Annotated in this window: 33 protein-coding genes and 1 pseudogene; 18 read left to right on the top strand and 16 right to left on the bottom strand. The window is 72.3% G+C overall.

From position 1 onward, the window contains the following. Positions 1 to 21: 21 nt before the first annotated feature. Entirely contained in the window at positions 22 to 1,362 is a 1,341-nt protein-coding gene (locus tag A4R25_RS20625) for an ABC transporter substrate-binding protein (RefSeq protein WP_064447780.1), read from the bottom strand. A 236-nt stretch (positions 1,363 to 1,598) separates the two neighbouring features. Between A4R25_RS20625 and A4R25_RS20620 the strand changes: the two genes are divergently transcribed. Beyond that, the gene (locus tag A4R25_RS20620) at positions 1,599 to 2,375 is read left to right on the top strand and encodes a M23 family metallopeptidase (RefSeq protein WP_043328805.1); all 777 of its coding nucleotides are present in this window, start codon (positions 1,599 to 1,601) and stop codon (positions 2,373 to 2,375) included. 43 nt (positions 2,376 to 2,418) lie between these two features. Here the strand turns inward: A4R25_RS20620 and A4R25_RS20615 are convergent, their stop codons facing one another. The 5 genes and pseudogenes from A4R25_RS20615 to A4R25_RS20600 all read right to left on the bottom strand — a co-directional run bounded on the left by A4R25_RS20615 (position 2,419) and on the right by A4R25_RS20600 (position 4,831). Further along, on the bottom strand, positions 2,419 to 2,916 hold the full coding sequence (locus A4R25_RS20615) for a TspO/MBR family protein (RefSeq protein ID WP_043328806.1): 498 nt from the start codon (positions 2,914 to 2,916) through the stop codon (positions 2,419 to 2,421). Between the two features lie 139 nt (positions 2,917 to 3,055). Then, positions 3,056 to 3,202, bottom strand: a complete 147-nt coding sequence (locus A4R25_RS31530) for a GPGG-motif small membrane protein (protein ID WP_013288160.1) — start codon at positions 3,200 to 3,202, stop codon at positions 3,056 to 3,058. Then, positions 3,193 to 3,973, bottom strand: a pseudogene (locus A4R25_RS20610) (metallophosphoesterase). The gene A4R25_RS31530 and the pseudogene A4R25_RS20610 overlap by 10 nt, the downstream one beginning before the upstream one ends. A gap of 10 nt (positions 3,974 to 3,983) precedes the next feature. Beyond that, on the bottom strand, positions 3,984 to 4,193 hold the full coding sequence (locus A4R25_RS20605) for a hypothetical protein (protein ID WP_225319459.1): 210 nt from the start codon (positions 4,191 to 4,193) through the stop codon (positions 3,984 to 3,986). Between the two features lie 56 nt (positions 4,194 to 4,249). After that, positions 4,250 to 4,831: a nucleotidyltransferase gene (locus tag A4R25_RS20600; RefSeq protein WP_043328811.1), complete on the bottom strand. Its 582-nt coding sequence runs from the start codon at positions 4,829 to 4,831 to the stop codon at positions 4,250 to 4,252. 148 nt (positions 4,832 to 4,979) lie between these two features. Here A4R25_RS20600 and A4R25_RS20595 point away from each other — a divergent pair, with 148 nt between their 5' ends. Beyond that, positions 4,980 to 5,711 (top strand): dTMP kinase, encoded by a 732-nt coding sequence (locus tag A4R25_RS20595; RefSeq protein WP_043328813.1) that lies wholly within the window; start codon positions 4,980 to 4,982, stop codon positions 5,709 to 5,711. On the opposite strand, the gene A4R25_RS20590 is transcribed toward A4R25_RS20595, so the two are convergent. Beyond that, positions 5,696 to 6,373 (bottom strand): SDR family NAD(P)-dependent oxidoreductase, encoded by a 678-nt coding sequence (locus A4R25_RS20590; RefSeq protein ID WP_043328814.1) that lies wholly within the window; start codon positions 6,371 to 6,373, stop codon positions 5,696 to 5,698. The genes A4R25_RS20595 and A4R25_RS20590 overlap by 16 nt on opposite strands. Before the next feature lie 268 nt (positions 6,374 to 6,641). Here A4R25_RS20590 and A4R25_RS20585 point away from each other — a divergent pair, with 268 nt between their 5' ends. From A4R25_RS20585 to A4R25_RS20575, 3 genes are all read left to right on the top strand, one after another. Then, positions 6,642 to 7,556, top strand: coding sequence for a MurR/RpiR family transcriptional regulator (locus A4R25_RS20585; protein WP_051611377.1), 915 nt, complete (start codon positions 6,642 to 6,644; stop codon positions 7,554 to 7,556). Next, a complete protein-coding gene (locus A4R25_RS20580; RefSeq protein ID WP_051611378.1) occupies positions 7,553 to 8,500 on the top strand; it encodes an N-acetylmuramic acid 6-phosphate etherase in 948 nt (315 codons plus the stop codon). Before A4R25_RS20585 ends, A4R25_RS20580 begins: the two co-directional genes overlap by 4 nt. Before the next feature lie 472 nt (positions 8,501 to 8,972). After that, entirely contained in the window at positions 8,973 to 9,962 is a 990-nt protein-coding gene (locus A4R25_RS20575; protein ID WP_043330973.1) for an RNA polymerase sigma factor RpoD/SigA, read from the top strand. A gap of 72 nt (positions 9,963 to 10,034) precedes the next feature. Here the strand turns inward: A4R25_RS20575 and A4R25_RS20570 are convergent, their stop codons facing one another. Beyond that, positions 10,035 to 11,000, bottom strand: a complete 966-nt coding sequence (locus A4R25_RS20570; protein ID WP_043328816.1) for a C40 family peptidase — start codon at positions 10,998 to 11,000, stop codon at positions 10,035 to 10,037. Between the two features lie 406 nt (positions 11,001 to 11,406). Between A4R25_RS20570 and A4R25_RS20565 the strand changes: the two genes are divergently transcribed. Continuing rightward, positions 11,407 to 11,916: a DUF6232 family protein gene (locus A4R25_RS20565; protein ID WP_043328818.1), complete on the top strand. Its 510-nt coding sequence runs from the start codon at positions 11,407 to 11,409 to the stop codon at positions 11,914 to 11,916. 7 nt (positions 11,917 to 11,923) lie between these two features. Here the strand turns inward: A4R25_RS20565 and A4R25_RS20560 are convergent, their stop codons facing one another. Further along, on the bottom strand, positions 11,924 to 12,253 hold the full coding sequence (locus tag A4R25_RS20560; protein WP_043328820.1) for a DUF3817 domain-containing protein: 330 nt from the start codon (positions 12,251 to 12,253) through the stop codon (positions 11,924 to 11,926). Positions 12,254 to 12,278: 25 nt separating this feature from the next. After that, positions 12,279 to 12,710 (bottom strand): hypothetical protein, encoded by a 432-nt coding sequence (locus A4R25_RS20555; protein WP_064447779.1) that lies wholly within the window; start codon positions 12,708 to 12,710, stop codon positions 12,279 to 12,281. 125 nt (positions 12,711 to 12,835) lie between these two features. Here A4R25_RS20555 and A4R25_RS20550 point away from each other — a divergent pair, with 125 nt between their 5' ends. The 3 genes from A4R25_RS20550 to A4R25_RS20540 are packed head-to-tail and all read left to right on the top strand — an operon-like array spanning position 12,836 to position 14,019. Further along, entirely contained in the window at positions 12,836 to 13,129 is a 294-nt protein-coding gene (locus tag A4R25_RS20550; protein ID WP_030502251.1) for a DUF6158 family protein, read from the top strand. After that, positions 13,129 to 13,446, top strand: a complete 318-nt coding sequence (locus A4R25_RS20545; protein ID WP_064447778.1) for a hypothetical protein — start codon at positions 13,129 to 13,131, stop codon at positions 13,444 to 13,446. Before A4R25_RS20550 ends, A4R25_RS20545 begins: the two co-directional genes overlap by 1 nt. A 33-nt stretch (positions 13,447 to 13,479) precedes the next feature. Beyond that, positions 13,480 to 14,019 (top strand): DUF1360 domain-containing protein, encoded by a 540-nt coding sequence (locus tag A4R25_RS20540; RefSeq protein ID WP_030502249.1) that lies wholly within the window; start codon positions 13,480 to 13,482, stop codon positions 14,017 to 14,019. Positions 14,020 to 14,081: 62 nt separating this feature from the next. Here A4R25_RS20540 and A4R25_RS20535 read toward each other — a convergent pair whose 3' ends face one another. Genes A4R25_RS20535 through A4R25_RS20525 form a run of 3 tightly spaced genes read right to left on the bottom strand, consistent with a single transcriptional unit; the run spans position 14,082 to position 15,689 of the window. Continuing rightward, complete coding sequence (locus A4R25_RS20535) at positions 14,082 to 14,291, bottom strand: hypothetical protein (RefSeq protein WP_043328824.1); 210 nt, start codon at positions 14,289 to 14,291, stop codon at positions 14,082 to 14,084. A 26-nt stretch (positions 14,292 to 14,317) separates the two neighbouring features. Then, positions 14,318 to 14,551 (bottom strand): hypothetical protein, encoded by a 234-nt coding sequence (locus A4R25_RS20530; RefSeq protein WP_018786980.1) that lies wholly within the window; start codon positions 14,549 to 14,551, stop codon positions 14,318 to 14,320. 40 nt (positions 14,552 to 14,591) lie between these two features. After that, entirely contained in the window at positions 14,592 to 15,689 is a 1,098-nt protein-coding gene (locus A4R25_RS20525; RefSeq protein ID WP_064447777.1) for a 3-deoxy-7-phosphoheptulonate synthase, read from the bottom strand. Positions 15,690 to 15,945: 256 nt separating this feature from the next. Between A4R25_RS20525 and A4R25_RS20520 the strand changes: the two genes are divergently transcribed. Continuing rightward, on the top strand, positions 15,946 to 16,167 hold the full coding sequence (locus A4R25_RS20520; RefSeq protein ID WP_013288141.1) for a hypothetical protein: 222 nt from the start codon (positions 15,946 to 15,948) through the stop codon (positions 16,165 to 16,167). Here A4R25_RS20520 and A4R25_RS20515 read toward each other — a convergent pair. After that, complete coding sequence (locus A4R25_RS20515; protein WP_064447776.1) at positions 16,142 to 16,855, bottom strand: hypothetical protein; 714 nt, start codon at positions 16,853 to 16,855, stop codon at positions 16,142 to 16,144. The two genes, A4R25_RS20520 and A4R25_RS20515, sit on opposite strands and share 26 nt — an antisense overlap. An 85-nt stretch (positions 16,856 to 16,940) precedes the next feature. Between A4R25_RS20515 and A4R25_RS20510 the strand changes: the two genes are divergently transcribed. From A4R25_RS20510 to A4R25_RS20480, 7 genes are all read left to right on the top strand, one after another. Next, positions 16,941 to 18,230, top strand: a complete 1,290-nt coding sequence (locus A4R25_RS20510) for a pitrilysin family protein (protein WP_043328830.1) — start codon at positions 16,941 to 16,943, stop codon at positions 18,228 to 18,230. Then, positions 18,230 to 19,573, top strand: a complete 1,344-nt coding sequence (locus A4R25_RS20505) for a pitrilysin family protein (protein ID WP_064447775.1) — start codon at positions 18,230 to 18,232, stop codon at positions 19,571 to 19,573. The genes A4R25_RS20510 and A4R25_RS20505 overlap by 1 nt, the downstream gene beginning before the upstream one ends. Positions 19,574 to 19,670: 97 nt before the next feature. Then, complete coding sequence (locus A4R25_RS20500; protein ID WP_064447774.1) at positions 19,671 to 20,693, top strand: aspartate-semialdehyde dehydrogenase; 1,023 nt, start codon at positions 19,671 to 19,673, stop codon at positions 20,691 to 20,693. Positions 20,694 to 20,794: 101 nt separating this feature from the next. After that, complete coding sequence (locus A4R25_RS20495; protein WP_064447773.1) at positions 20,795 to 21,463, top strand: TMEM175 family protein; 669 nt, start codon at positions 20,795 to 20,797, stop codon at positions 21,461 to 21,463. Positions 21,464 to 21,528: 65 nt separating this feature from the next. Next, positions 21,529 to 21,945 carry a CBS domain-containing protein gene (locus A4R25_RS20490; protein WP_043328834.1) on the top strand — a complete coding sequence of 139 codons (417 nt, stop codon included), beginning with the start codon at positions 21,529 to 21,531 and terminating at the stop codon, positions 21,943 to 21,945. Between the two features lie 160 nt (positions 21,946 to 22,105). Then, entirely contained in the window at positions 22,106 to 22,477 is a 372-nt protein-coding gene (locus A4R25_RS20485; RefSeq protein ID WP_043328836.1) for an SCP2 sterol-binding domain-containing protein, read from the top strand. Then, positions 22,477 to 24,537: a glycogen debranching N-terminal domain-containing protein gene (locus A4R25_RS20480; RefSeq protein ID WP_043328837.1), complete on the top strand. Its 2,061-nt coding sequence runs from the start codon at positions 22,477 to 22,479 to the stop codon at positions 24,535 to 24,537. The genes A4R25_RS20485 and A4R25_RS20480 overlap by 1 nt, the downstream gene beginning before the upstream one ends. 1 nt (position 24,538) lies before the next feature. Here A4R25_RS20480 and A4R25_RS20475 read toward each other — a convergent pair whose 3' ends face one another. Beyond that, complete coding sequence (locus tag A4R25_RS20475; protein ID WP_043328838.1) at positions 24,539 to 24,928, bottom strand: VOC family protein; 390 nt, start codon at positions 24,926 to 24,928, stop codon at positions 24,539 to 24,541. 139 nt (positions 24,929 to 25,067) lie between these two features. On the opposite strand from A4R25_RS20475, the gene A4R25_RS20470 reads away from it, so the two are divergent. Further along, entirely contained in the window at positions 25,068 to 25,820 is a 753-nt protein-coding gene (locus tag A4R25_RS20470; RefSeq protein WP_030502236.1) for a 1-acyl-sn-glycerol-3-phosphate acyltransferase, read from the top strand. 110 nt (positions 25,821 to 25,930) lie between these two features. Here the strand turns inward: A4R25_RS20470 and A4R25_RS20465 are convergent. After that, a partial coding sequence (locus A4R25_RS20465) for an integrase core domain-containing protein (protein ID WP_197494943.1) occupies positions 25,931 to 26,554 on the bottom strand: 624 nt, incomplete at its 5' end.

The following is a 26,554-nucleotide window of genomic DNA, read 5'->3' as shown; positions in this document are numbered from 1 at the left end:
CGGACCGGGCCACCTGCTAGATCACTTCCAGCTGCCCTCGATGTCGTTCAGGACGGAGTTGGTGTCCTTGCCGTTGATCCAGGCCACCATGCCCTTCCAGAAGGTGCCGGCGCCGACCGCGGCCGGCATCAGGTCCGAGCCGTCGAAGCGGAAGACCGTCTTCTCGTCCTGGAGGATGCCCACGGAGAGCTTGTCCACCGGGTTCGGCACGTTGTTGATGTCCAGCTTCTTGTTCGCGGACACCCAGTCACCGATCTTGGCGCGGCTGTTGGCGTACTCGCCGGAGGCCAGGTAGGTCTGCACCGCCTGGACCTCGGGACGGTCGGCGAACGCGCCGACGAACTCGCCGCCACCCAGCACCGGCTTGCCCTTGGCCGGGTCGATGGCCGGGAAGTAGAACGCGAAGACGTCGCCGTCCTCGGCCACCTTGGTGCCCTCGGGCCACTGGTTGGCGTAGAAGGACGCCTGGCGGTGCATCGCGCACTTGCCGGTGGTGATCGGCGTGCCGCCCTCCTGGAAGGCGGTGGTGGAGATGCTCTTGACGCCGCCGAAGCCGCCGTTCATGTACTTCTCGTTCTTCAGGATGGTGCCGGCCCGGTTGAGCGCGTCAGCCACCTGCGGGTCGTTGAACGGGATCTGGTGGGTGGTCCACTTGTCGTAGACCTCCGGGCCACCGGTACGCAGCAGCACGTCCTCGATCCAGTCGGTGGCCGGCCAGCCGGTGGCGTCACCGGACTCGATGCCGGCGCACCACGGCTTGGTGCCGCTGGCCGCGATCTGGTCGGAGAGCTTGATCAGGTCGTCCCACGTGGTGGGGACGGTCCAGCCCTTCTCCTTGAAGGTCTTCGGCGAGTACCACACGAAGGACTTCACGTTCGAGCCGAGCGGGGCGCCGTAGAGCTGGCCGTTGACGGTGCTGTACTTCAGCCAGTCGGGGGAGTAGTTCTGCTCGGCCATCGCCTTGGTGTCGGCGCCGACCGGCTTGAGCTTGCCCGAGTCGACGAAGCGCTTCAGCAGGCCCGGCTGCGGGATGAAGGCGAGGTCGGGGGCGTTGCCGCCGTCGACCCGGACCGGGAGCTGCGCCTCGAACTCGGCGTTGCCCTCGTGGTCGATCTCGATGCCGGTGCAGTCCTCGAACTGCTTCCAGGACTCGTTGAGGCGGTCGGCCTCGATCTCCCGGATGGAGGAGTAGATGGTCACCTTCTTGCCGTCGTGACCTTCGTACTTCTCGTATGCGGCGCATTCGGCCGATCCGGCCTTGTCGCTCTTCTTGTCATCGCCGGTGCCGCAGGCGGCGACACCGAGCGCCAGCCCCAGGACGCCGGCGACCGCGAGCGTCTGGCGCGATCTGGCAAACGCCATGCCGATCTCCTTCCTTGCCGGCGCGTGGGGGGATCGAACCCGCGCCGGTCCGATGGTCGTCCTCACATGTAAGCGCTTGCATCGTGTCGGGTCCACCCCTGGCCGGACACGGCCCGGTAACAATCCCGAAACCCTGGCCAGGGGCTTGGGTGCGCTCCCACGAATCTTCCCGGGAACGGAACTTTCTGTCAGGATGTCCGCATCACATTGAAGACTTTCAACATTGGAGGCAGTGGATGCGTAAGCGATGGCTCGCCCTCGGGGCGAGCGCGACGGTCCTGGCGGCGACCCTCGTGCCGGCCGCGCCGGCGATGGCCGCGCCGACGTTCAAGGTCCCGTTCCCCTGCAACCAGTCCTGGTCCGGTCAGACCCGGACCAACCACAGCCCGGCGAACGCCATCGACTTCAACCGCACCGACGACGCCGGCGACCCGGTCGTCGCCAGCGCGCCCGGCACCGTCGACGTGGTCACCAACCTCGGCGACACCAGCTACGGCAAGTACGTCCGGATCAACCACGGCGGCGGCCACACCACCTACTACGCCCACCTGAGCGCCTTCAACGTCTCCGTCGGGCAGACCGTCGGCTACGGCCGGGTGATCGGGTACGTCGGCACGACCGGCGGCTCCACCGGCCCGCACCTGCACTACGAGCAGCGCATCGACGGCAGCTCGGTGAAGATCAAGTTCAACGGCGTCCAGGCGCTCTACTGGGGCACCAAGACCTACACCAGCGACAACGGCTGCGGCGGGACGAACACCGGCCAGGGCACCGTGAACACGGCCGGCTCCCCGCTGACGGTCCGCTCCGGCCCCGGCACCGGCTACAGCTCGGTCGGCACGGTCGCCGACGGGGCGAAGGTGACCATCCAGTGCCAGACCAGTGGCACCAGCGTCAGCGGCACCTACGGCACCAGCTCGATCTGGGACCGGATCGGCTCCGGCCGGTTCATCTCCGACGCCTACGTCTACACCGGCTACGACGGCTACATCCCCGGCGTACCCCGCTGCTGAGCCCGGCGGGCGCGGGGGCGACCGGCCCTCGCGCCCGTACCGGTCAGGAGTTCAGCCGCCACACCGCGAAGTTCAGCGCGGACGCGAACGTCACCCACGCCCAGTACGGCAGCATCAGCAGCGTGGCCGGCCGGGAGACGCGCCGGAACAGGACCACGGTCACGCCGATCGCCAGCCACATCAGCACGATCTCGGCGAACGCCAGCCCGTACGCCCCGGCGCCGAAGAACAGCGGGGTCCAGATCGCGTTCAGCACGAGCTGCACCACCCAGGCCCAGAGGGCGGGGCCGAACCCGGCCCGGCGCCAGACCAGCCAGCCGGCGATCGCGATCAGCGCGTAGAGGACCGTCCAGACCGGGCCGAACAGCCACGACGGCGGCGCCCACGCGGGTTGCTCCAGGCTCTGGTACTCGGCGGAGGTGCCCTGCACACCCAGCCCGCCGATCGCGGCCGCGGCGAAGGTGGCGGCGCCGAAGCCGAGCAGCGCCCACCACTTCCGGGCGCCGGTGGTGCGCCGGGTGACACTCTGCGACGTCTCCATGGTCGAGATGTTTCCGCTCGACCGGCCCGGCAAACGCCGGCCCGGACGCGGAAAAGCCGGAGTCACCCGGCCCGGGTGTTCCGGTCCGGCAGGACGGAACACCCGGGCCCGGCGACCCCGGCGGGTACGAGAACCGCTGTTACGTGTTGAAGATGCTGACGCCACCCGGGCCGACCAGGAGGCCGACGACGATGAGGACGATGCCCCAGAGGATCTGCCGGCGGAACAGGGCGAGAATTCCGGCGACCACCAGTACGACTGCGAGAATCCAGAGAATCAGCTCCATGTCGGCTGAATACCCGTGCGCCCGATCCCGGAAACCTCCCGGTCAGTCGAGCTGGTCACCGCCCAGGTGGAAGACGCTGTACGCCTGCTTGATCACCGGGTGCGCCACGTTGCGGACCCGCACCCCGCCCGGCGTGGTGCCGCGCTCGGTGCCGTGGTGGGCGTGCCCGTGCAGCGCCAGCGCGGTGGGCGCGGCGTCGATCGCCTGCCCGAGCTGGTAGCAGCCGAGGAACGGGTAGATCTCCAGCGGCTCGCCGGCGAGCGTGTCCGGCACGGGGGAGTAGTGGGTGAGCGCGACGAGCGCGTCGCAGTCCAGCGAGAGCAGCGCGTCGGCGAGTGCGTCGGCGCTCTCCCGGGTGGTCCGTACGAACGCCTTCATCTCCGGCTCGCCGAAGTCGCTGGCGCAGCGCCCGGCGAACCCGCCGCCGAACCCCTTGACGCCGGCCACCCCGAGCCGCCCGCCCGGCGTGTCCACCACGACGCCGGTGCCCTCCAGCACCGTGATCCCGGCGTCCTCCAGCACCTTCACCACCTGCGGCACCTGGTCGCACTGGTGGTCGTGGTTGCCGAGCACGGTGATCACCGGTACGCCGAGATCGCCGAACTCCCGGGCCACGCAGCGCGCCTCGGCCTCGGTGCCGTGCCGGGTCAGGTCACCGGCGAGCAGCAGCGCGTCGGCGGAGCCGGGCAGCTCCTCCAGCGCCGGACGGAACCGGCCCACCACGTCCTCGTCCAGATGCACGTCGCCGACGGCGGCGATCCGGATCACCATCGAACCTCCCTCACGGCAGCTCCTCGACCTGGGTGGGCGCCTGCGTGCGGATCACCCCGATGTCGCTCGTCACGTGGGTGTCCGGGAAGCGCTCGGCCACCCGGCGCAGGATCTCCTCCCGCCGGTGCGGGCTCTCCACCTCGCCGTAGAGCACCAGCCCGTTCTCCCGCCGCACCACGGTGATGCCCTGCTCGGCCACCGTCGGGTCCTCGGCCAGCATGCTCTGGATCTCCGCCTCGACGTACTCGTCGGGGGGAACGTCGCCGGACAGTCCGGTCACAGGGTCTCCCTTCCGCCGGGCGCGCCGCCGGGCAGCACGTCCAGCCGGTCGAGCAGCACCAGGAACGCCTCCGCGTACGGCGAGTGCTGCGTCTCCTTCCGTACCCGTTCCCAGTCGATCTGTTCCCGCAGCGAGCGGGCCAGCGGCAGGGCGCGGGCGAAGTCGCAGTAGTGCTGCGAGAAGCTCAGCAGCTTGTGCACCATGAGCTGGCTGGCCGAGAGCACCGGCATGTGGATGGCGTCGACCGGGCGCACGATCGTGTCGGCGAACGTCTCCTCGGTCACCGGCGTCTCCACCGGCCGGTGGATCAGGTCCACCATCCGGTCCTCGTCGTAGACCTTGACCAGCCAGTCCTCCGGCGGGCGCTCGGCGGTGAAGCCGGCCTCGACGAGCGCCTCCAGGGCCCGGTCGACGTCCGCCTCGCGGAGCAGGAAGTCCACGTCGTGGTCGCTGGAGTGGCCGCCGTGCGCGTACACCGCGAAGCTGCCACCCAGCGCGAACGGGATCTCGGACTGTTTGAGCACGGCGGCGACCTTCTTCAGCGTGTGCACCAGGGTCTCGTCCCCGCGCTCGGCCATCTGCGGCTCCCTCGTCGTCATGGGCGGTGGGATCACGTTGCGTACCCGGCGGACGCTCCGGTCACACCTGTTGCGGCGCGATCGGCCCGCCAGGGCAGGAAAGCGACATACAGGCCGGTGTGGGCGTCGGTCGGATAACCTCGGGAGGGTGGCCAGTTCACTGCGGACGCGGCGGGGCAGGGCCCGACTGCGTGCCGTCGCCCTGATCGGCATCGACGGCTCAGGCAAGACCACCCAGGCGCACCGGCTCGCCCAGGCCCTCACCGCCGCCGGCCACCCCGCGACGTACCACCGCAACGCCGGTGGCCGCCGCTGGCTCGGCCGCGTCGCCCAACGGATCGGCCGTCCGGACGCGCAGCGGCTCGTCGGGCGTGACGGCCTGCTCGTGGTCGAGTCGGCGCTGCGCTGGCTGGCCATCGCGCTCGCGCTGCTGAGCTGCCTGGTCACTGGCCGTACCGCGGTGATGGACCGCTGGTCGTACTGCCAGTACGCGAGCATCCGGGCGCACGGCGGGCAGCGGTGGGAGCGGCTGGTCCGGGCCGGCTACCGGGTCTTCCCGGCGCCCGCTGTCACGTTCCTGCTCACCGTCGACCCGGCCGAGGCGTACCGCCGGATCGAGCGGCGCGGCACCGACCACGAGAGCATGGCCTGGCTGACCGACGCGGACACCGCCTACCGGAGGCTGCCGGAGTACGGCGGCTTCGTGGTGGTGGACGGCAACGGCCCACCGGAGGAGGTGGCCCGCCGGATCCGGGCGCACCTGAGCGAGTGGCTGCCCGACGATCCGTCCGCCGGTCCCGGCCCGGCTCCGGGCGGCCCTCCACGTCCGGCCGGCGGGGCGGGCCGCGACGGCCCGGTGCCGGTTCAGGCCCGGCCGTAGACCGGGATGCCGGCGCCGCTCGTGGGCGCCGACTCGGGGGAGGCCAGGAACCGGATCACGCCGGCGATCTGCGCCGGAGGCACCCAGCGCCGGTGGTCGGCGTCGGGCTGGGCGGCCCGGTTGGCCGGGGTGTCGATGACGCTCGGCAGCACCGTGTTGCACCGCACCCCGCGCTGGCGGTACTCGACCGCGACCGCGTCGGCGAACGCCCGCACCGCGGCCTTGGCGGTGACGTAGCCCGAGGCGCCCGGGAACGGCGACACCGCCGCCCGCGCGGAGACGCAGACCACGGCGCCGTCACCGGTTGCCACGAGGTGCGGCAGTGCCGCCCGGGTCACCAGGTAGGTCGGGCGCAGGTTGAGCCGCAGCATCCGCTCGAACTCCTCGACCGGGGTCTCGTGCACCAGGCCGCCCGCGGCGTACCCGCCGACCAGGTTGACCACCGCGCGCAGTGGCGCGGCCGGCTCGGCGGTCGCGACCTCGACCGCCCGCGCGGCCCCCTCGGGGGTCAGCAGGTCGGCCACGACCCGGACCGGGCCGTCGTCCGTCCCGGCCTCCCGCTGAGGTACGACCACCCGCCAGCCTGCGTCGAGGAAGGCGGCGGTGACCGCGCCGCCCAGCCCACCCGTGCCTCCGGTGACCAGCACCGTGCGTTCCGTCATGGACACACACGCTAGTCAACCGTCGTGCCGACCGACCGGTGACCCGCACGGGCCGTCCGGACCGTCCGGCCGAGGCCGACCAGGCAGGCCCTGCCGCGCGACGGCGGACCGGCACGTCGGGCGGCAGGAGTGACTCGACCGGACCGGTTGAGGCGGTGGGGCTGCGACAATGGGATCCTTGGCCCGGGGGCGGGCACGGAAGACGGTAAATTTCCCGATACGCGGTGTCATGGTTGACGCTCACGCGCTCTGAAAGTAAGTTTCATCCGTGGCGAAGAGTCCGAAGATTTCTGCGAGTCACGAGCCCGGTGGACTGATCGTCCACATCAGCGGCCTGCTGCCCTCGCTGTCCCCGGCCGAACAGCGGGTGGCCCGGCTGGTCGTCGCCGATCCGGCGGACGCGGCCCGGCGCACGATCACCGACCTCGCCACCGCCGCCGAGACGTCCGAGGCGACAGTGATCCGCTTCTGCCGCTCGGTCGGCATGGACGGCTACCCCCAGTTGCGTATCCGCCTCGCCGCCGAGGCCGCCCGCCGGGTCGAGCCGCCGGACGCGCGGGTGGTCGGTGGCGACATCCCGCCGGGCGCGGACCTGGCCCAGATCATCGCCACCATCGCCTTCAACGACGCCCGAGCCGTCGAGGAGACCGCCGAGCAGCTCGACCCGGCCGTCTGCGAGCAGGTGGTCGAGGCGATCGGCGCGGCCGGCCGGATCGACGTCTACGGCGCGGGCGCCAGCGGCTTCGTCGCCTCCGACTTCCAGCAGAAGCTGCACCGCATCGGCCGCATCGCGTTCTACTTCCCGGACGTGCACACCGCGCTCACCTCCGCCGCCCTGCTCGGGCGCGGCGACGTCGCGGTCGGCATCTCGCACACCGGCACCACGTCCGACGTCATCGAGGTGCTGGAGCAGGCGCGGGCCCGGGGAGCCACCACCGTGGCGCTCACCAACTTCCCGCGCTCGCCGATCACCGAGGTCGCCGACCACGTGCTCACCACAGCCGCCCGGGAGACGACCTACCGCTCCGGCGCGACGGCCAGCCGGCTGGCCCAGCTCACCGTCGTCGACTGCCTCTTCGTCGGGGTGGCCGCGCGCAGCCGGGCCCGGACCAAGAAGGCGCTCGAAGCCACGGCCGAGGCGGTCCAGTCGCACCGGGTCGGTCCCGGGCGGAGGCGGGGATGACGGCGGGCCGGGCGGAGCGCGACGGCGTGGCGGCGATCCGGCCGGTGGTGCGCGTCGGCGCGCCGACCGAGCGGCGCAACCCGCACAGCTTCGACCTCGACCTGATGTCCACCCGGGACGTGCTCACCGTGATCAACGAGGCGGACCGGCGGGTGCCGGCCGCCGTCGCCGCGGTGCTGGACGAGATCGCCGAGACCGTCGACCTCGCGGTGGCCGCGCTGCGCGACGGACACCGCGTGCACTACTTCGGCGCCGGCACCTCCGGCCGCCTGGGCGTGCTGGACGCGGCCGAGCTGGCCCCCACGTTCAACTCGCCCCGGCACTGGTTCTGCTCGCACCTCGCCGGTGGCCCGGACGCCATGTGGCGGGCGGTCGAGGACGCCGAGGACGACGAGCGCGGCGGCGCCGCCGAGGCCGCCGAGTGCGTGCGCCCGGGCGACCTGGTGGTCGGCCTGGCGGCCAGCGGACGCACCCCGTACGTCCTCGGGGCGCTCGCCGCGTCCCGGGAGCGGGGGGCCGCTACGGTGCTGCTCTGCGCGAATCCGGAGGCCCCGGCCGCCGCGTCGGTGGACGTCTTCATCGGCGTGGACACCGGGCCGGAGGTGGTCACCGGGTCGACCCGGATGAAGGCCGGCACCGCGCAGAAGCTGGTGCTCAACACGTTCTCCACGGCCGTCATGGTGCGTCTGGGCCGTGTCTACTCGAACCTGATGATCGACATGGTGGCCACCAACGCCAAACTGCGCGGTCGCATGATCTCGATCCTCGTGGAGGCCACCGGTTGCGCCGAGGAGGTCTGCCGGGTCGCGCTGCGGGAGGCCGACGGCGACCTCAAGACCGCGCTCGTCGCGCTGGTCTCCGGCGCGGAGGTGCCGGCCGCCCGGGCCGCGCTGGCCCGCTCCGCCCACCAGGTGCGCGGCGCGCTCGCCCTGCTCGCCTCCTGACCGCCCCCGCTCACCCCTTCTCCCGGCGATCCACCCGCCCGGCGCATCCGTCCGGCGGGTGCGACACGTATCACGTGCGGGAGGGGGACGTTCCCGCCCGTACGGATTGTTCAACGAGGCGGAGGGTAATCCTGAGCGTGGCTGAACCGACCGGTCCACGAGCGCGTATCTCGCAGTGACCAGGATCGCAACGACCCGGTGACGCGGCTCGCTGTGTTCATGGAACAGGCAATGGTGCCATTCCATGGGCGAATAGCGATTCAGCAGCTCCGGCGGGCCCCAAAAGCCGTGTCCGGAAGCCGTCCGAACCGGGCCGGTAACAGGAAACATGGACCGGGCTCTCAGCTAGTACTCAGGCATTCGTGACAGTTTCGACTCACGACATGGAATCCCCGAAGCGTCACATCTGTTGTGTAGGTGTCAGCACCTACGGGCACAGCGGAGGTTACGGGGAGGGCTGATGAACGTGGGGATGGCAAGGAACCGGGCAACCGGCGCGAGCGAGGGGACCGTGGCAATCGTGGACAAGAACATCGGCATGCGTACCGACGAGGTCGCCGAGGAGCGGGACCTGGTCGGCGTCTACCTGCACGAGATCTCCCGGACGCCGCTGCTCGACGCCGCCCGGGAGGTCGACCTCTCCAAGGCGATCGAGGCGGGCCTCTACGCCGAGCACCTGCTCGACGAAGACCGGATCCCCGAGGGCGTCGACCGGGAGGACCTGGAGCGGCTGGTCGTCGAGGGTGAGCGCGCGAAGGACCTGTTCATCCGCGCGAACCTGCGACTGGTCGTGTCCATCGCCCGGCGCTACGTGCGCTCCGGGATGCCCATGCTGGACCTGATCCAGGAGGGCAACACCGGCCTCGTCCGGGCGGTCGAGAAGTTCGACTACGAGCGGGGTTTCAAGTTCTCCACCTACGCGACCTGGTGGATCCGCCAGGCCATCAGCCGGGCGATCGCCCAGCAGGAGCGGACCGTACGGCTGCCCGTGCACCTGGTGGAGGACGTCAACCGGATGCGCAACGTGGCCCGGCAGCTCACCCGTGAGCTGGGCAGCGACCCGGAGCCGGAGCAGATCGCGACTGCCCTCGGCGTGACCGTCGAGCGGGTCAACGAGCTGGTCCGCTGGTCGCAGGACACCGTCTCGCTGGACACCCCGGTGGGCGACGACGGCGACACCAACCTCGGTGACCTGGTCGCCGACAGCGACGCGCCGTCGCCCGAGGAGATCGTGCTCACCGGCCTGGAGCGGCAGCGGATCGAGGGTCTGCTCAACCACCTCGACGACCGGTCCGCCGGCATCATGCGGGCCCGGTACGGCCTGGAGGACGGTCGCGAGCACTCGCTGACCGAGGTCGCGTCGCGGTTCTCGCTCTCCCGGGAGCGGATCCGCCAGCTGGAGATCCAGGCCCTCGGCCGGCTGCGTGAGCTGGCTCGCGCGGAGGGGCTGCAGGCAGCCTGACCTGGTAGTAATTGAGACAACGAACGGCCGGCGTCCGACAGGGGGACGCCGGCCGTTCGCCGTCCGCGTCGATCAGACCCGGCCGTAGCCGGCGATCGACATGATGTTCATACCGCGTTTGCTGACGTTGCGTCCGGCGCTGGGCGCGTCGATGATCTGGCCGTTGCCGACGTAGAGCGCGACGTGCCCGAGCCCGGAGTAGAACACCAGGTCACCCGGTTGCAGCTGGCTGCGGCTGATCCGCGTGGTTGCGTTCCACTGCCGTGCCGCGCTGTGCGGCAGCGACTTTCCGGCGGCCCGCCACGCGGCGAGCGTCAGACCGGAGCAGTCGTAGCTGCCCGGGCCGTCCTGGGCATAGCCGTAGGGCTTGCCGACCGCGCCGTAGGCGTACCGCACGGCCTTGCCGGCGTCGCCGGAGACGGCCGGGGGCTTGCCCGCCGAGCCGGCGTTGCCGGGCGCCTCGGTGGCCCGCCCGTACGCCCTGCGCCGCATCTCGTAGAGGTCGGCCAGGTCTCCCTCGATCCGCGTCTTCGCGGACTTGAGCTGCTTGGCCTGCGCCGCCTCCCGGGCGAGCGTGGCGTCCAGCCGGGTCTTCTGGTCGATCAGCCGCTGCTGGTCGGCGGTGAAGCTGGAGAGGGTGCGCTGGCGCTGGCGGGTGAGCTGGTCCAGTGTGCCCAGCCGCTCCGGCAGCGTGGCCTGGCCACCCGGGTCCAGCAGGGCCGCCGCGGTACGCATGCCGCCGGTCTTGTACGCCGTCGCCGCCAGCACGCCCACCTCGGCGCGGCTGCGCTCGGCCTGTTCCTGCAGCGGCCCGATCCGGGCCTCCAACGTGGCCGCCGTGGCCTTGTTGGCCTTGATGTCCTCGTTGAGCTTGTTGTAGGACTCGACGATTCGCTCCAGCTCAGTCGAGGACTTCTCGATCTGCTTCGTCAGCTCTGCGGGTGTGGGCTCGGCCCGGGCCACCTGCGCCGGGGCGAGCAGCGCGGCCGAGAGGCCGGCCACCGCGAGCGAGCGGAGCAGCATCCGTAAGGACGACAAGAGCGGAAAGCTCCTCTCCCACCGGTCGCCGGGCGCGTTCGCGACCCGGCGACACCGGCCCGGGGCCATCCGGGTGGATGGCTGTCGACCGGGCCGACCTGCACAACCTAACCCGTGATCGGAGTGGTCGGGAGTTCAAGCAGGGGCGAAAGTTGGCAAAGTGGCGGAAAGTGACGATGGTGCAGCATGGTGTGGCTCGCCCGATTGGTCGTTCTGGGCGGATGTCGTCAGCCACCGCCACGCAAAGTCATGACAAAGACTGAAATCGCTTCCTCTTTCCGGCGGGCCACCCGGGGCGGACCCGGAGGCCGATCGCCGAAAACCCGAGGTCAGGTGGCGGGCCCGCAACACAATGAAGCCCGGAACCGGGATTCCCGCACGGGATCCGCGTCCCCGGGAGGCCGCCGTGCAGACCGAACGCTCCGCCACCCAGCCGCCCCGACCCACCTCGCCCAAACTGCTCTACGCCCGCCCCGGCATCGTCGTCACCGCCGAGCGCTTCACCGTCGGCCGCAACAGCTGGCCGGTGGCCGAGATCACCCAGGTGCGGACCGATCGCGGCCCGCACGACCGGCTCGCGATCCGCGCCGTCGCCGTGTCCGCCGCGATGATCGCCGCGGTCGGGCTGCTGCTCGGCTTCACCGGCGGCCTGCACCGGCTCACCGCCGAGGCGTACCTCCTGCTCGGCGCGGTCGGGCTGGTGCCGCTGCTGCTCGTGCTGATCGGCGACCGCTGGCGGCCCCCGGCGCACGAGCTGTGGGGCCGGGTGCGGGGCACCGAGGTGCTGCTGTTCAGCAGCGACGACGAACGACAGTTCGGTCAGGTCAGCCGGGCGCTGCGCCGCGCCCGCGAGGCGGCGCGCATGGGCGGCTGGGCCGACCCACCGGCGGCCGAGCCGTGGCGACCGGCGCGGTGAGCGGCGCTCAGCCCGCGACCGGCTCCGGGGTACGCGGCTGCTGCTCGGCAGCCACCCACTGGCTGACCCGCCGCTCGGCGTAGAACGAGACGAACGGCACGGTCCCGGCGAGCATCACCAGCAGCATCCGCTTCAGCGGCCAGTTCGCCCGGCGGGACAGGTCGAACGTGAGCGCCAGATAGAGCATGTACAGCCAGCCGTGCGCCACGCCGACCACGCCCACCACGCTCGGGTTGTCGAAGCCGTACTTCAGCGGCATGCCGATCAGGACCAGCACCACGAGCGCCACGCCCACGATCCAGGCGATCACGCGGTACCGGGTAAGGGCTCCGCCCACCGTCGTCCGTCCTTCCGCACCGGCCTCAGCCGGGATAGTCGCCGGGCCGGGCGCCCGGATTGGCGTTCAACCAGGATAGATAGCGGTTGTACGCGGCCAGCTCGGCGTCGTCCGCCCCGTCGGCCGGGGCGGACGGCGTCCGCACGACGCGCACCGGGCGGCGTACCGCCGGGGTGGTGACGGCCGGCTCGGCGCCGGCGGCCGCCGACGGCGCCGGATCGGCCGTCGGCTGCGCGTCGCCCGGCGGCGTCGCCCGCAGCGTCTGGCGGACCTCCCGCCACCAGACGAAGATCACGAAACCGGCGAACACCGGCCACTCGATCGCGTAACCGAAGCTGATCGCGTTGCCCCCGGCGGCGCGGGTGACCTGCCACCAGCCCATCCCGAGGCAACCCGCCACCAGCACGACCATGGCCACGTGGCGGACGATCCACGCCGGTGTCCAGAGCCGTTCCATGCCCACGAGAGTACCGGGACTCCCCGGGCGTCTCCGACACGGCGTCGTAGTCCGGGCGGTGGTTTGGTGGCACGCCCGCTGGGCATCCGAACAGGTGCCAACCCGAACGAGACGAGGGGGCGACGATGACCGAATCGGTACGCCGGGACGCGAGCCCGGAACAGCGGGTCGCGGAGTGGGACGGCGATCACGCCCGCACCGTCGACGGCGAGCAGCTCGGGGTGGACCCGGTGGAGCTGGGCGACGAGGACCTGGTCCGGGAGATGCAGAGCCTGCACCGCACCCGGCTGGACACGCTGCGCCACGCCACCGACTCGGCGCTCGCCAACCACCTGCGGCGCACCGCCGAACTGGAGACGGAGTACCTGGCCCGGCACCCCGGCCGGGAGGTCGACCCGAGCCGCTTGCGGGACGCCTGATGGGCAGCCACGCCGAGCGCGGCATGTCCGCGCCCCCGGAGGTGGTGTTCAACACCGCCACTGATCCGGACCGCTCCTCGGCCTGGCTGCCCGAGCGGCTGCGCAACTCCGGCACCTGCCGGGTCGAGGTCGTCGACGCCGACGACATGCGCGCCCGGTGGAGCGCCGCGGACTGGTCCGCCGAGATCGACGTGGAACCGGCCGACGCGGGCGGCGCCCGGGTCCGGCTCGACCTGGCCGGCCCGGACCACGACCTGGCCGACGAGATCCTGGCCAACCTCGACCGCGAGGTGGCCGACAACCTGACCGCCGGCTGAGCCCGGCCGCACGACGAGCACGAGGAGGCCGGCTTGACCGGGAGTGGCCTGAAGCAGAAGGTGGCGCGCCTGCGCCAGGCGTACGCGCCGCACGAGCACCGGCCGCTGGAGGGCTACCTGAAGGCGATGGGCACGTACGCGGGCGTGACCGCCGCGCTCGTCGGCCTGGTCCGGGCGACCGGACGGCCGGTGCCCGAGCGGCCCACGCCGGCGGACGTGGTGCTGCTCTCGATCGCCACGCACAAGCTCAGCCGGCTGCTGTCCAAGGACGCGATCACCAGCCCGCTGCGGGCGCCGTTCACCCGCTACGACCACCCGATCGGCAGCGGCGAGGTGATGGAGCAGGTCCGCGACGAGGGCAGCCCCACCCGGCACGCGCTCGGCGAGCTGGTCAGCTGCCCGTTCTGCCTGGCGGTCTGGGTCGCCACCGGGCTCACCGGCGGGCTGGTGCTGGCGCCCCGGCTGACCCGGCTGGTCGCCACCGCGCTGACCGCGGTGGCCGCCTCCGACTTCCTCCAGATGGGGTACGCGGTCGCCCAGCAGGCGGCCGAGGGCGGTCACCACGAGGCGTGAGGGATGCGGACACGAAAAGGGGGCCGGCGCACGCCGGCCCCCTTTTCGCGCGTCTCCCACGGTCAGGTGGGGGTGGTGCCGTGGTCCTCGCCGGCCCAGCCGCGCGACGCCTCCGGCTCCCGCTCCTCCTCGTCCTCCCCGGTGACGATGTCCCGGTCCACAGCGGTGCGCTCGTGCTCGTTGGCGAAGTCCGGCTCCGGCAGCGTGTCGACGCCCTCCGGGGGCTGGCCGAGCGCCGCCAGGTGCTCGTGCTCGGGGTTGCGGTCGGTCATGTCGCGTCCTCTCGTCTTCCGGGGGCTCAGGCGACCGTGCCGCCCAGCAGATCGGCCGCCTCGTCCGCCGCGTACTCGCCCTGGGGGAGCGCGGCGATCCGGGTGAGCAGCTCCGCGGGGAGTTCGGCGGCCACCGCCCGGCGGTAGATGTCCGCCTGGGTGATCCGCTCCTGGCCGTGGTAGATGTCGTCGAGCAGGTCGTCGAGCGGCCGCGTGTCGGGCTGCTCGGTCACGGGCGCGTCATCGGTCACGCCGACCACCTACCCGGCGCCGAACCGGTCAAACCCGCCCCAACCCCGCTCAGGCCGGGGCCGGCAGCGTGGCCCGGCGGGCCCGGACGGCCTGGGCCAGGTGCTCCAGGACCTCGGCCGTGGTGTCCCACCCGATGCAGGCGTCGGTGACCGACTGGCCGTACGCCAGCTCCCGGGTCGGGTCCAGGTCCTGCCGACCGGGCACCAGGAAGCTCTCCAGCATGATGCCGACGATCCCGCGCTGACCGGCGGCGAGCCGGGCGGCCACGTCGGCGGCGACCAGCGGCTGGTTGCGGTGGTCCTTGCCGCTGTTGGCGTGGCTGGCGTCGACCACCACCCGCTCCGGCAGGCCCGCGGCGCGCAGCAGCTCCAGCGCCCCGGCCACCGACTCCGCGTCGTAGTTCGGCCGGCCGCCCCCGCCGCGCAGCACCAGGTGCCCGTCCGCGTTGCCCCGGGTGTGCATGATCGCCGGGGTGCCGGAGACGTCGATGCCGGGGAAGACGTGCGGCACCCCGGCCGCCCGGATCGCGTCCACGGCGGTGGCGATGCTGCCGTCGGGCCGGTTCTTCATGCCGATCGGCATGGACAGCCCGGAGGCGAGCTGCCGGTGCACCTGGCTCTCCACCGTCCGCGCGCCGATCGCGCCCCAGGCCACCGTGTCCGCGATGTACTGCGGGGTGATCGGGTCGAGGAACTCGCAGCCCACCGGCAGGCCCAGCCGCAGCACGTCGAGCAGGAGCGCCCGCGCGGTACGCAGACCGGTGTTCACGTCGCCGGACCCGTCCAGCGCCGGGTCGTTGATCAGGCCCTTCCAGCCCACCGTCGAGCGCGGCTTCTCGAAGTAGACGCGCATCACCACGAGCAGGTCGTCGGCGACCCGGGCGGCGGCCTCGCGCAGTCGGCCCGCGTACTCCAGGGCGGCGGCCGGGTCGTGCACGGAGCAGGGGCCGACGACGACGAGCAGCCGGTCGTCGTCGCGGTCCAGCACCCGGCCGACGGCACGGCGGCCCGCCACGACGGCCTCGGCCAGCGGCGTCTCGAGCGGCAGGTGGTGGTGCAGCAGGGCCGGGGTGGTCAGCGGCACCACACGGTCGATGCGCTGGTCGATGACCCGATGGGCGTCCTGGGACGTGGTCACGGTGGGGATTCCTTCCGCCGACCGTGCCCCCGTGCCGGGTCCGGGGGATCGAGCCGGCTGCTCGCATACGAAAGGGCAGGGAAAAGAATCCCTGCCCGGCCGGCTCGAAGAGGTAAGTGACGTCAGCTCATGGTCGAGTCACCCGGCTCCTCCAGCCGGCTGCCTAAACCATCGATACGACCGCGTCACATCGGCCAGCGTACCCGACGCGCGCCGGAAAGCCCGCTGTCGTTCCGAAGTGCGGAACACGGGGTATGTGATCGCCATGACCACCAGCCATGACCCCAGTGACCAGGAACGGATCGAGTCCCGGGCGCATCTGCTGCCGGAGGAGGCGGCGGCGGGCAGCGACGACGCGGAGGCGCAGGCCGACGCGATCCTCACCGAGTCCGACATCCGCGAGGCGGACCAGAACGCCGCCCCCGACACGGTGCTGGAGCACCGCACCTCCGAGCAGACCGTCACCCCCGTCGAGCCGCCCGACTGAGCGTCGCGCCCCGGGCCCGGCGGGAACCCCGGTAACTGTCGTCCCGCAACCGGGCCAGCGGGCCGGCCAGGCGCAACCCCGGCGGCACGTTGCCGGTCGGATCGAAGGCGAGCGCGGCGTCCTCGGCGGCGCCGCGCTCGCCTTCGAGGCGTACCTCGCCGAACGGCCGCCACCGGCCTGCCGCCGAGGCCACCGCCAGCACCAGCCGGGGCTCGTCGGCGGCCACCGCCGCGCCCGCCTCGGCCAGGCCGCGACCCAGGTCGGGTGACTCCGGGTCGGCCAGCACGGCCAGGAACAGCCGTCGCCCGCCGGCCCGGAACGGCATGATCGACGTGTACGTCCCGGTGAAGCGCCGCCGGGGCAGCGGCAGGTTCCGCAGCACCGGCGCTGCGCCGCTGGAACTGAACAGCAGGTCCACCGGCGGCTCCGGGTCGCGGCGCAGCCGTACCGCCACGCCCAGCACGTCCGGCCAGGCGCCCGGCGTCGGCACGCCCTTGGAGAGGCGGATCGTGGCCGGCCACCGGCCCGGCAGGTCGAGCAGCGGCACCCCGGTCGGCGGTCCCGGCGTACCCCAGATCCGGACCTCGCCGCCGAACGTGCGCCCGGCCGGGTGCAGCAGGCGGGCGTGCCGGAGCCGGGCCAGCGCGGCGGCGGCGCGCTCGACGGCGGACGGTGAGGTGGCGGCCATGCCCGCACGGGTACCCCGGCGCGCACCGACGATGCTCCGGCGCGCGTGTCACCTTTCCGCCTCCGGGATCGGATAGCGTCGTCTCATGCCCGACAGCGGTTTCCCCTGGCCGATCGAGACGACCCGACTGGACAACGGCCTGCGTGTGGTGGTGAGCGAGGACCGCACCGCCCCGGCCGTGGCGGTCAACCTCTGGTACGACGTGGGCTCCCGCCACGAGCCGGCCGGACAGACCGGCTTCGCGCACCTCTTCGAGCACCTCATGTTCGAGGGTTCGGTGAACGTGGCGAAGACCGAGCACATGAAGCTGATCCAGGGCGCGGGCGGCTCGCTCAACGCGACCACCAACCCGGACCGCACCAACTACTTCGAGACGGTCCCGGCCGAGCACCTGGAGCTGGCGCTCTGGCTGGAGGCCGACCGGATGGGCGGGCTGGTGCCGGCGCTGACCCAGGAGACGCTGGACAACCAGCGCGACGTGGTGAAGAACGAACGGCGGCAGCGCTACGAGAACGTGCCGTACGGCGACGCCTGGCTGCGCCTGCTGCCGCTGCTCTACCCGCCGGGGCACCCGTACCACCACGCGACGATCGGGTCGATGGCCGACCTGAACGCCGCCGACCTGGCCACCTTCCAGGAGTTCCACAGCACCTACTACGCGCCGAACAACGCCGTCCTCACCGTGGTCGGCGACACCACCGCCGCCGAGGTGTTCGGGCTCGCCGACAAGTACTTCGGCGGGCTCGCCGCGCGCGCCGACATCCCGGCCGCGCCGGACGGCCGTACCGTGCCGGCCACCGGCCGCCCGGCGGTGGAGACGGTCACCGCCGACGTGCCCGCCCCCCGCGTCTACGTCGCGCACCGCACCCACCCGTTCGGCACCCCGGGGTACGACGTGACCACGGTGCTGGCCACCGTGCTCGGCAGCGGCCGGGGCAGCCGCCTCTACCAGCGCCTGGCCGACGGCGAGCGGATCGCCCAGCCGGACCTCGTCGGCGCGTACGGGGTGGACCTGGCACACGCGCCCGCCCCGCTGATCGCCACCGCCACGGCCCGCCCCGGGGTGAGCGCCGAGCGGCTGCGCGACGGGCTGGCCGAGGTGGTCGACGAGCTGGCCACGGTGCCGGTGACCGCCGCCGAGCTGGACCGCGCCAAGGCGCTGCTGAGCACCATGTGGTGGCGGCAGATGTCCACTGTCGACGGGCGGGCCGACACGCTCGGCCGGTACGCCACCCAGTTCGGCGACCCGGCCCGCGCGGCCGACCGGCTGCCGGCCTGGCTCGCGGTGACCGCCGAGCAGATCGCCGAGCAGGCCGCCGAGCTGCTCGGCGCCGCCGACCGGGTGATCCTGACCTACCTGCCCGAGGAGAAGTGATGTCGCTGATCGCCACCCGTCCCGGCCCCGGCGCCGCCCGCGCCTACCGGTTCCCGCAGGTGGTCCGGCGGACAGCGGCCGGCGGCCAGGTGGTCGCCGCGCACCTGCCCGGGCAGAACCTCGCCGTCGCGTTGCTGCTTCTCGACGGCGGCGCGGGCCGGGAGCCGGTCGGCAAGGAAGGGCTCGGCGCGGTGCTGGCCAAGGCGCTGGAGGAGGGCACCGCGCAGCGGGACGCCACCGCGTACGCGCTGGCCATCGAGGCGCTCGGCACCGAGCTGTCGACCGGGCTGGACTGGGACTCGTTCCAGGTGAGCGTGCAGGTGCCGGTGGACCGGCTGACCGCCGCCGTGGAGCTGCTCGCCGAGGCGGTCCGTACGCCCCGGCTCGACCCGGCCGACGTGCGCCGGGTCCGCGACGACGAGGCGACGGCGCTGCGGATGGACTGGGCCAACCCGGGCCCGCGCGCCGACGCGGTGCTGCGGGCCGAGCTGTTCGGCGCGGAGCACCGGTGGGGCCGCCCGCTCTACGGCGACCCGGACAGCGTGGCCGCGCTGGAGGTGGACGACGTCACCGTCTTCCACTCCGAGTGGTTCATCCGCCCCGGCACCCTGATCGTCGCCGGTGACCTGGAGCGGATCGACCTGGACGCGCTCGCCGCGACGGCGTTCGCCGGCGCCGGCGGCGGCCCGGTGGAACGCGGCGGCCCGATCGACGTGCCGCTGACCGGGCAGCGCCGGATCATTCTGGTGGACCGGCCCGGCTCGGTGCAGTCCACGCTGCGGCTGGGCCACCCGTCCCCGCACCGCGCCCACCCGGACCACGTGCCGATGACGCTCGCCGGCACCGTGCTCGGCGGCGCGTTCACGTCCCGGCTCAACCACCTGATCCGCGAGGTGCGCGGCTACACGTACGGGATCCGGGGCGACTTCGCCTCGTCCCGGCGGTTCGGGCGGTTCGCGGTCAGCTCCGGCGTGCAGACCGCGGTGACCGCGCCGGCGCTCGTCGAGTCGGTGGGCGAGATCTCGCGCACCCAGCTGACCGGCGTCACCGAGGAGGAGCTGGAGGTGGCGCGTTCCTGGCGGGCCGGCCAGCTCTCGGTCGAGTTGCAGAGCCCCCGGGCGATCGCCGCGGCCCTGACCACGCTGGTCGTGCACGACCTGCCGGACGACTACCACGCGCGGCTGCGGGAGCAACTGCTCGCGGCGACCGTCGAGGACGTTTCCGCCGCCGCGGCGACCTACCTGCACCCCGAGTCGCTGACCATGGTGATCGAGGGGGACGCGGCGGTCATCCGGGACGAACTGGTCGCCAGCGGTCTCGGCGACGTGGTCGACCACACGTGACCGGACGGGGCGGCGGGCCTGTGATTCCCGTCGCCCCGCATCCGCGCGGTGGGAAACGTTTCCCACCCGCACCGCCCGGCTGGGTAGCCTCGCGGGCATGAGGATCGGCATTGTGGGAGCCACCGGTCAGGTCGGTGGCGTCATGCGGCAGGTGCTGGCGGAGCGCGAGTTCCCGGCGGAGCAGGTGCGCCTGTTCGCCTCGGCCCGGTCGGCCGGGCGCACCCTGCCGTGGCGCGACGGCGAGGTCACCGTCGAGGACGCGGCCACCGCGGACTACCGCGGCCTGGACATCGTGCTCTTCTCGGCGGGCAAGGCCACCGCGAAGGAGCTGGCTCCCCGGGTCGCCGAGGCCGGCGCCGTGGTGATCGACAACTCCTCGGCGTTCCGGATGGACCCGCAGGTGCCGCTGGTGGTCGCCGAGGTCAACCCGCACGCGATCGCCGACCGCCCGAAGGGCATCGTGGCGAACCCCAACTGCACCACGATGGCCGCCATGCCGGTGCTGCGTCCGCTGCACGACGAGGCCGGGCTGGTCAGCCTCGTCGTCGCCACCTACCAGGCGGTCTCCGGGGCCGGCCTGGCCGGCGTGGCGGAACTGGACGAGCAGGTCCGCAAGGTGGCCGGGGACGCCGCCGGGCTGGCCTTCGACGGCGGTGCGGTGGAGTTCCCGGCGCCGCGCTCGTTCGCCCGCCCGATCGCCTTCAACGTGCTCCCGCTCGCCGGCTCGATCGTCGACGACGGCTCGTTCGAGACCGACGAGGAGCAGAAGCTGCGCAACGAGAGCCGCAAGATCCTGGAGATCCCCGGGCTGAAGGTCTCCGGCACGTGTGTGCGGGTCCCGGTCTTCACCGGCCACTCGTTGCAGATCAACGCCCGGTTCGCCCGCCCGATCGACCCGGCCCGGGCCCGCGAGCTGCTCGACGGCGCGCCCGGCGTGGCGCTGCGCGACGTGCCCACGCCGCTGGAGGCGGCCGGCCAGGACCCGACGTACGTCGGCCGGATCCGGGCCGACGAGACCGTCGAGCACGGGCTCGCGCTGTTCTGCGCGAACGACAACCTGCGCAAGGGCGCGGCGCTGAACGCCGTGCAGCTCGCCGAGCTGGTCGCCGCCGAGCGCTGACCCCGCGGGCGTCCGTGCCGGGCCACCCGGCACGGACATCCGCGCAGCGGGTATGCCCGCCGGGTCGCCGGCCGCCCCGCGCCGGCAGGGCGGAGGTGCCGATGACGGCCGAAGGGGACACCGAGGCCGCCGGGATGCGTTCGGACACGGGCCGGGCGATCGGGTTCAGCGACGCGGTCTTCGCCATCGTCATCACGCTGCTGGTCCTCGACCTGCGGGTGCCCGAGACGGCGCCGGGCGGAATGCTGCGCGCGCTGCTCGACCAGTGGCCGGTCTACCTCGCCTATGTCACGTCCTACCTGTACGTGGCGGTCAACTGGCTGAACCACAAGGGGACGTTCCACCGGGTCCGCTGCGCCGACCGGGGACTGCACTGGGCCAACCTCGGCGTGCTGTTCAGCGTGGCGCTGCTGCCGTTCGTCACCGCGCTCGTCTCCCGCGCCGTGGAGGAGGGCGACGTCTTCGACGAGCGGGTCGCGGTGTCCGCGTACGGGCTGGTCGGCGTGATCCTGTCGATCACCTGGCTGTGGCTCTACCACTACCTGAGCCGGCACCCGGAACTGCTGGAGCCGCACGTCCCCGCCCGTTTCTTCGAGGCCGAACGCGTCCGGGCGCTGCTCGGCGTCCTCGCGTACGCGATCGCCGGTCTGGTGGGCGTGTTCCTGAGCGTGCCGGTGGCGCTCGTGGTGCTCCTGCTGCTGCCGATCTTCTACGGGCTGTCCAGCAACGGCTTCTACGACCTGCGCCGGCGCCTGAGCCACCGGCGGTGACGCCCCGCGTTACCCCGCCTCGGGCGGCGGGTAGACCGCCCTGCCGACACCGAGAGGGGAGCACCATGACAACGGTCGGAGAGTTCATGACGACCCGGTTGGTGACGATGGACGGCAACGACACGCTCACCGCCGCGGCGCAGGAGATGCGCGACAGCGCCATCGGCGACGTGGTGGTGACCGACGGCGACAACGTGGTCGGTATCGTCACGGACCGGGACATCACGGTGCGGGGCGTGGCCGAGGACATGGATCCCACCTCCACCCGGCTCAACCAGATCACCAGCAAGGACGTGGTGACGGTGAGCCAGTACGACGACGCGGTGGCCGCCGCCGACCTGATGCGCACGTACGCGGTCCGCCGGCTCCCGGTGGTCGAGGACGGCCGGCTGATCGGCCTCATCTCCATGGGTGACCTGGCGGTCGAGCGGGAACCCCAGTCGGTGCTCGCGGACATCAGCGCCGACGACCCCAACAACTGACCTGACCGACGCGGTGACGCCGGCTCCCGGTTCGGGGGCCGGCGTTCCGCGTCACGCAGGCGGCGCGGCGGTCACCCGGATCGGGCGAGGTTGACCGCGGAACGGGTGGGGACACCGCATCCCGGACGGAAGACCGCGGAACGCGGGAGGAGTCGCCCGGATGGTGGACATGGCCACAAGATTCTTCGAGGACCTGGACCGGCGGGGGTTCGAGCCCCTGTTGGTCAAGACATCCGGAACGCTGCGCTTCGACCTGCACGAGGGCCCGCACACCACGCACTGGCTGCTGGAGATAGAACGGGGCAACCTGCGGGTCCGGCAGGAGGACGGCGAGGCGGACACCGTGGTCGGCACCGAGCCGCGCCTCTTCGCCGAGCTGGTCGGCGGTGAGGAGAACGCCATCGCGGCGCTGCTGCGGGGCGACATGACTGTCGTCGGCGACCTCCGGCTGGTGTTGCAGGTCGAGCGGGTCTTCCCCGGTCCGCCGGACTCCCGGGGACCACGTCACACGTTCGGTGGGAGGGGCGCCTGATGCCCGGGCAGAACACCGTCCGCATCCTGGACGGCAACACGTTCGTGGTCAGCGAGGACAGCGGCGACATCGAGGCCACCCCGAACGAGCCGACGGGTCTCTTCTCGCTCGACACGCGCTACCTGTCGAAGTGGGTGCTCACCGTCAACGGCGAGCGGCTCAACGTCCTGTCCTACGACGACCTGCAGTACTACGAGGCCCGGTTCTTCCTGGTGCCCGGCATGGCCACGCACTACATCGACGCGAAGCTGTCGGTGATCCGGGAACGGGCGGTGGGCGGCAGCTTCCGGGAGACGCTGACCATCCTCAACCACGACGAGAAGGCGGTCGACCTGGAGGTCCGGATGGACGCCGGGTCCGACTTCGCCGACCTCTTCCAGATCAAGGACGAGATCCTGAACAAGAAGGGCGAGCTGTACGCCGAGGCCGAGTCGGACCGGCTGCGCCTGGGCTACCGGCGGGGCAACTTCCGGCGCGAGACCGTCGTCTCCGCCAACCAGCCGGCCCGCTACGACCAGCGCGGCTTCGCCTGGAGCCTGCGGCTGGAACCCAACGAGCAGTGGGACGCCGTCATCGACGTGCAGACGTTCGCCATCGGTCCCGGCGGCCGGGACCTGCGGATCGGGCTGCGCGCCCACGGCGTCGAGCGGCTCGCGCTCCAGCACGACCTGGAGGAGTGGATCAGCCGGGCCCCGAAACTGAACAGCGAGCACGAAGATCTCGCCGCGACCTACCGGCGGAGCCTGGTCGACCTCGCTGCGCTGCGCTTCTCGCCGCTGTCGCTCGGCGGGCAGACGCTGCCCGCGGCCGGCCTGCCCTGGTTCATGACCATGTTCGGCCGGGACAGCATCCTCACCTGCCTGCAGGTGCTGCCGTTCGCGCCGGAGATGTCGAAGACCACGCTGCGGATCCTCGCCGCGCTGCAGGGCACCCGGTTCGACGACTTCCGGGACGAGGACCCGGGCCGGATCCTGCACGAGATGCGCTACGGCGAGACCGCCGCGTTCGAGGAGCAGCCGCACTCGCCGTACTACGGCTCGGTGGACGCCACCCCGCTGTTCGTGGTGCTGCTCGACGAGTACGAGCGGTGGACCGGCGACGGGGCGCTGGTCAAGGAGCTGGAACTGGAGTGCCGGGCCGCGCTGAGGTGGATCGACAAGTACGCCGACCTGATCGGCAACGGCTACATCTGGTACGAGCGGCGCAACACCGACACCGGCCTGGAGAACCAGTGCTGGAAGGACTCGTGGGACTCCATCTCGTACGCCGACGGCACGCTGCCGCCGTTTCCCCGGGCCACCTGTGAGGTGCAGGGCTACGCGTACGACGCGAAGATGCGCGCGGCCCGGCTGGCCCGGGTGTTCTGGGGCGACCACACGTACGCCGACCAGCTCGAACGCGAGGCCGCGGAGCTGAAGCGGCGCTTCAACCAGGACTGGTGGGTCGCCGACCGCGGCTTCTACGCGCTCGCGCTGGACCCGGACGGGCGCCAGTGCGACGTGCTCAGCTCCAACATCGGCCACCTGCTGTGGAGCGGGATCGTGGACGAGGAACGGGCGTCGAGTGTCGCCGAGCACCTGGTGGGGCCCCGGCTCTGGTCCGGCTGGGGGGTGCGGACGCTGGCCGAGGGCGAGGTCCGCTACAACCCGATCGGCTACCACAACGGCACGATCTGGCCGTTCGACAACTCGTTCGTCGCCTGGGGCCTGCGCCGGTACGGCTTCAACGAGGAGGCGGCCACCGTGGCCAACGGCATCCTCGACGCGGCCGCCTACTTCGACGGCCGACTGCCCGAGGCATTCGGCGGCTACCAGCGGGAGCTGACGAAGTTCCCGGTGGAGTACCCGACCGCGTGCAGTCCGCAGGCGTGGTCCACCGGCGCGCCGCTGCTGCTGATCCGCACCATGCTGGGCCTGGAGCCGCACGAGGGGCACCTGGCGGTGGACCCGCGCCTGCCGATGGGCATGGGACGCATCGAGGTGCTGGACATCCCGGGCCGCTGGGGCCGGGTGGACGCGTTCGCCCGGGGCCGGCTCGACCTCGACGAGCTGGCCGAATGAGTCAGTGCCCGGGCGGACGCGCGGTGTGCGCCTCGTCCGGCGGCAGCAGGCAGAACTCGTTGCCCTCCGGGTCGGCCAGCACGGTCCAGCGCGGCAGCTCGCGTACCACTGTCGCGCCCGCCTCCAGCACGGCGGCCCGCTCCTCGGCGTCGCCGACCAGGTCGAGGTGGATCCGGCCGGGCGCGGGCAGCTCGGCGGCGGGGCTGATCCACAGGTCCGGCCGCCGGCCGTGCGGGTCGCGCAGCAGCACCGCCTCGGCCGGGGCGAGCGTGCCCTCGGCGAGCTTCACCCGGTCCTCCTCGACCACCGGCAGCCCGGTGACCGCGCTCCAGAACGGCGCGAGCAGGTACGGGTCGCGGCAGTGGATGACGATCGCGGCGAGGTCGGGCATGCCTCGAACCTAGTCGCCCGCGACGGCGGGCAGGACGTTGTCCAGGAACGCGGCGGACACCGCCCCCGGTACGCGGGCCCGGTCTGCCGAGGGCAGTCGGCCCTACGGTCGCGTAACCTACCCGGGGTAAAGTTTCGCCATGTCGGAACTCGTGTACCCACCCGTGATCACCGCCGCGAAGACGATGTTCCGGCTTCTCGACCTGCGCCTCGACGTGTCCGGCAGCGAGCACGTGCCGCCCACCGGCGGCGCCGTGCTCGCATCCAACCACGTGAGCTACCTCGACTTCATCTTCTGCGGCTACGGCGCGCACCCGGCCAAGCGGCTGGTCCGCTTCATGGCCAAGGACAGCGTCTTCCGGCACCGCGTCTCCGGGCCGCTCATGCGCGGCATGAAGCACATCCCGGTCAACCGGGCCGCCGGCGCCGGCTCGTACGCCGCCGCGGTGAGCGCGCTGCGCCGCGGCGAGGTGGTCGGCGTCTTCCCGGAGGCGACGATCAGCCGCTCCTTCGTCGTCAAGGACCTCAAGAACGGCGCGGCCCGGATGTCGCAGGAAGCCGGCGTGCCGCTGCTGCCGGTCGCGCTCTGGGGCACCCAGCGCCTGTGGACCAAGGGCCGCCCGCGCACGCTCACCCGCCGGCACACGCCGATCACCATCATCGTCGGCGATCCGATGGACCCGGCCGCCTACCCGGACGCCACAGTCATGACCGCCGACCTGCGTACCCGGCTGTCGGCGCTCGTCGACCGGGCCCAGCGAGAGTACCCGGACCAGCCGTCCGGCCCGGACGACACCTGGTGGCAGCCGGCCCACCTGGGCGGCAGCGCGCCCACCCCGGAGGAGGCCGTCGAGCTGGACCGCTCCGAGCGCCGCACCCGCAGCGCCTCCTGACCCCCGCGGTCCGCAGCTCGGCTCGGCTCGGTAGATCTTGGTACGAAAAGGCCCCCATGAGGGCTGTCATGTCCCGGGACATGTGTCAACGGGAAGTCCCGATAGATGTGTCAGGGGTTGTGGATCGTGGGGGTGGGGGTGAGGGGGATGTAGTTCTTGTCGGGGTTGAGGTGGAGGTAGCCGATGGGTTGGCCGTCGGGGTGGTAGATGGTGACGTGGTTGTTGTCGCGGATGGCGGTGACGGTGGTGCCGGCGTGGGTGGTGCCGACGCTGGTGCGGTGTCCGGCGACGGCGATGGCGCCGTTGCTGGCGACGGGGCAGTGGTGCAGGGTGGCGTCGGTTTGCAGGGGTGGGCTGGTGGGTCCGCCGAGGGTGGGTGCGTGGGTCCAGGCGTGGGCGGGTGTGGTGCGGTGGGGTAGGGCGCTGTGGCGGCGTTGGGTGTTGTAGTAGCGGCGGTAGGTGTCCAGGAGTGTTTGCAGGGCGGTGAGGGTCTGTGGTGGGGGTTGGGTGCTCAGCCATTTTTTGAGGGTTTGGTGGTGGCGTTCGACCTTGCCGCAGGTTTGTGGGTGGTAGGGGCTGGAGTTGATCGGGCGGGTGCCGTGGTCGATCAGGGTCTGCACGAAGGTGGAGATTGATCCGGGTCGGGTGCGGCGGCTGGTGAACGCGATGCCGTTGTCGCTGAGCACGATGGCCGGCACGCCGTAGGCGGTGAACGCCTGTCTGATCGCGGTGAT

The sequence above is a fragment of the Micromonospora sp. NBRC 110037 genome (assembly GCF_001652995.1).
Classification (GTDB): domain Bacteria; phylum Actinomycetota; class Actinomycetes; order Mycobacteriales; family Micromonosporaceae; genus Micromonospora; species Micromonospora chalcea.
Note: the sequence above shows the minus strand (reverse complement) of the source record. Positions and strands in the feature narration are given on the sequence as shown.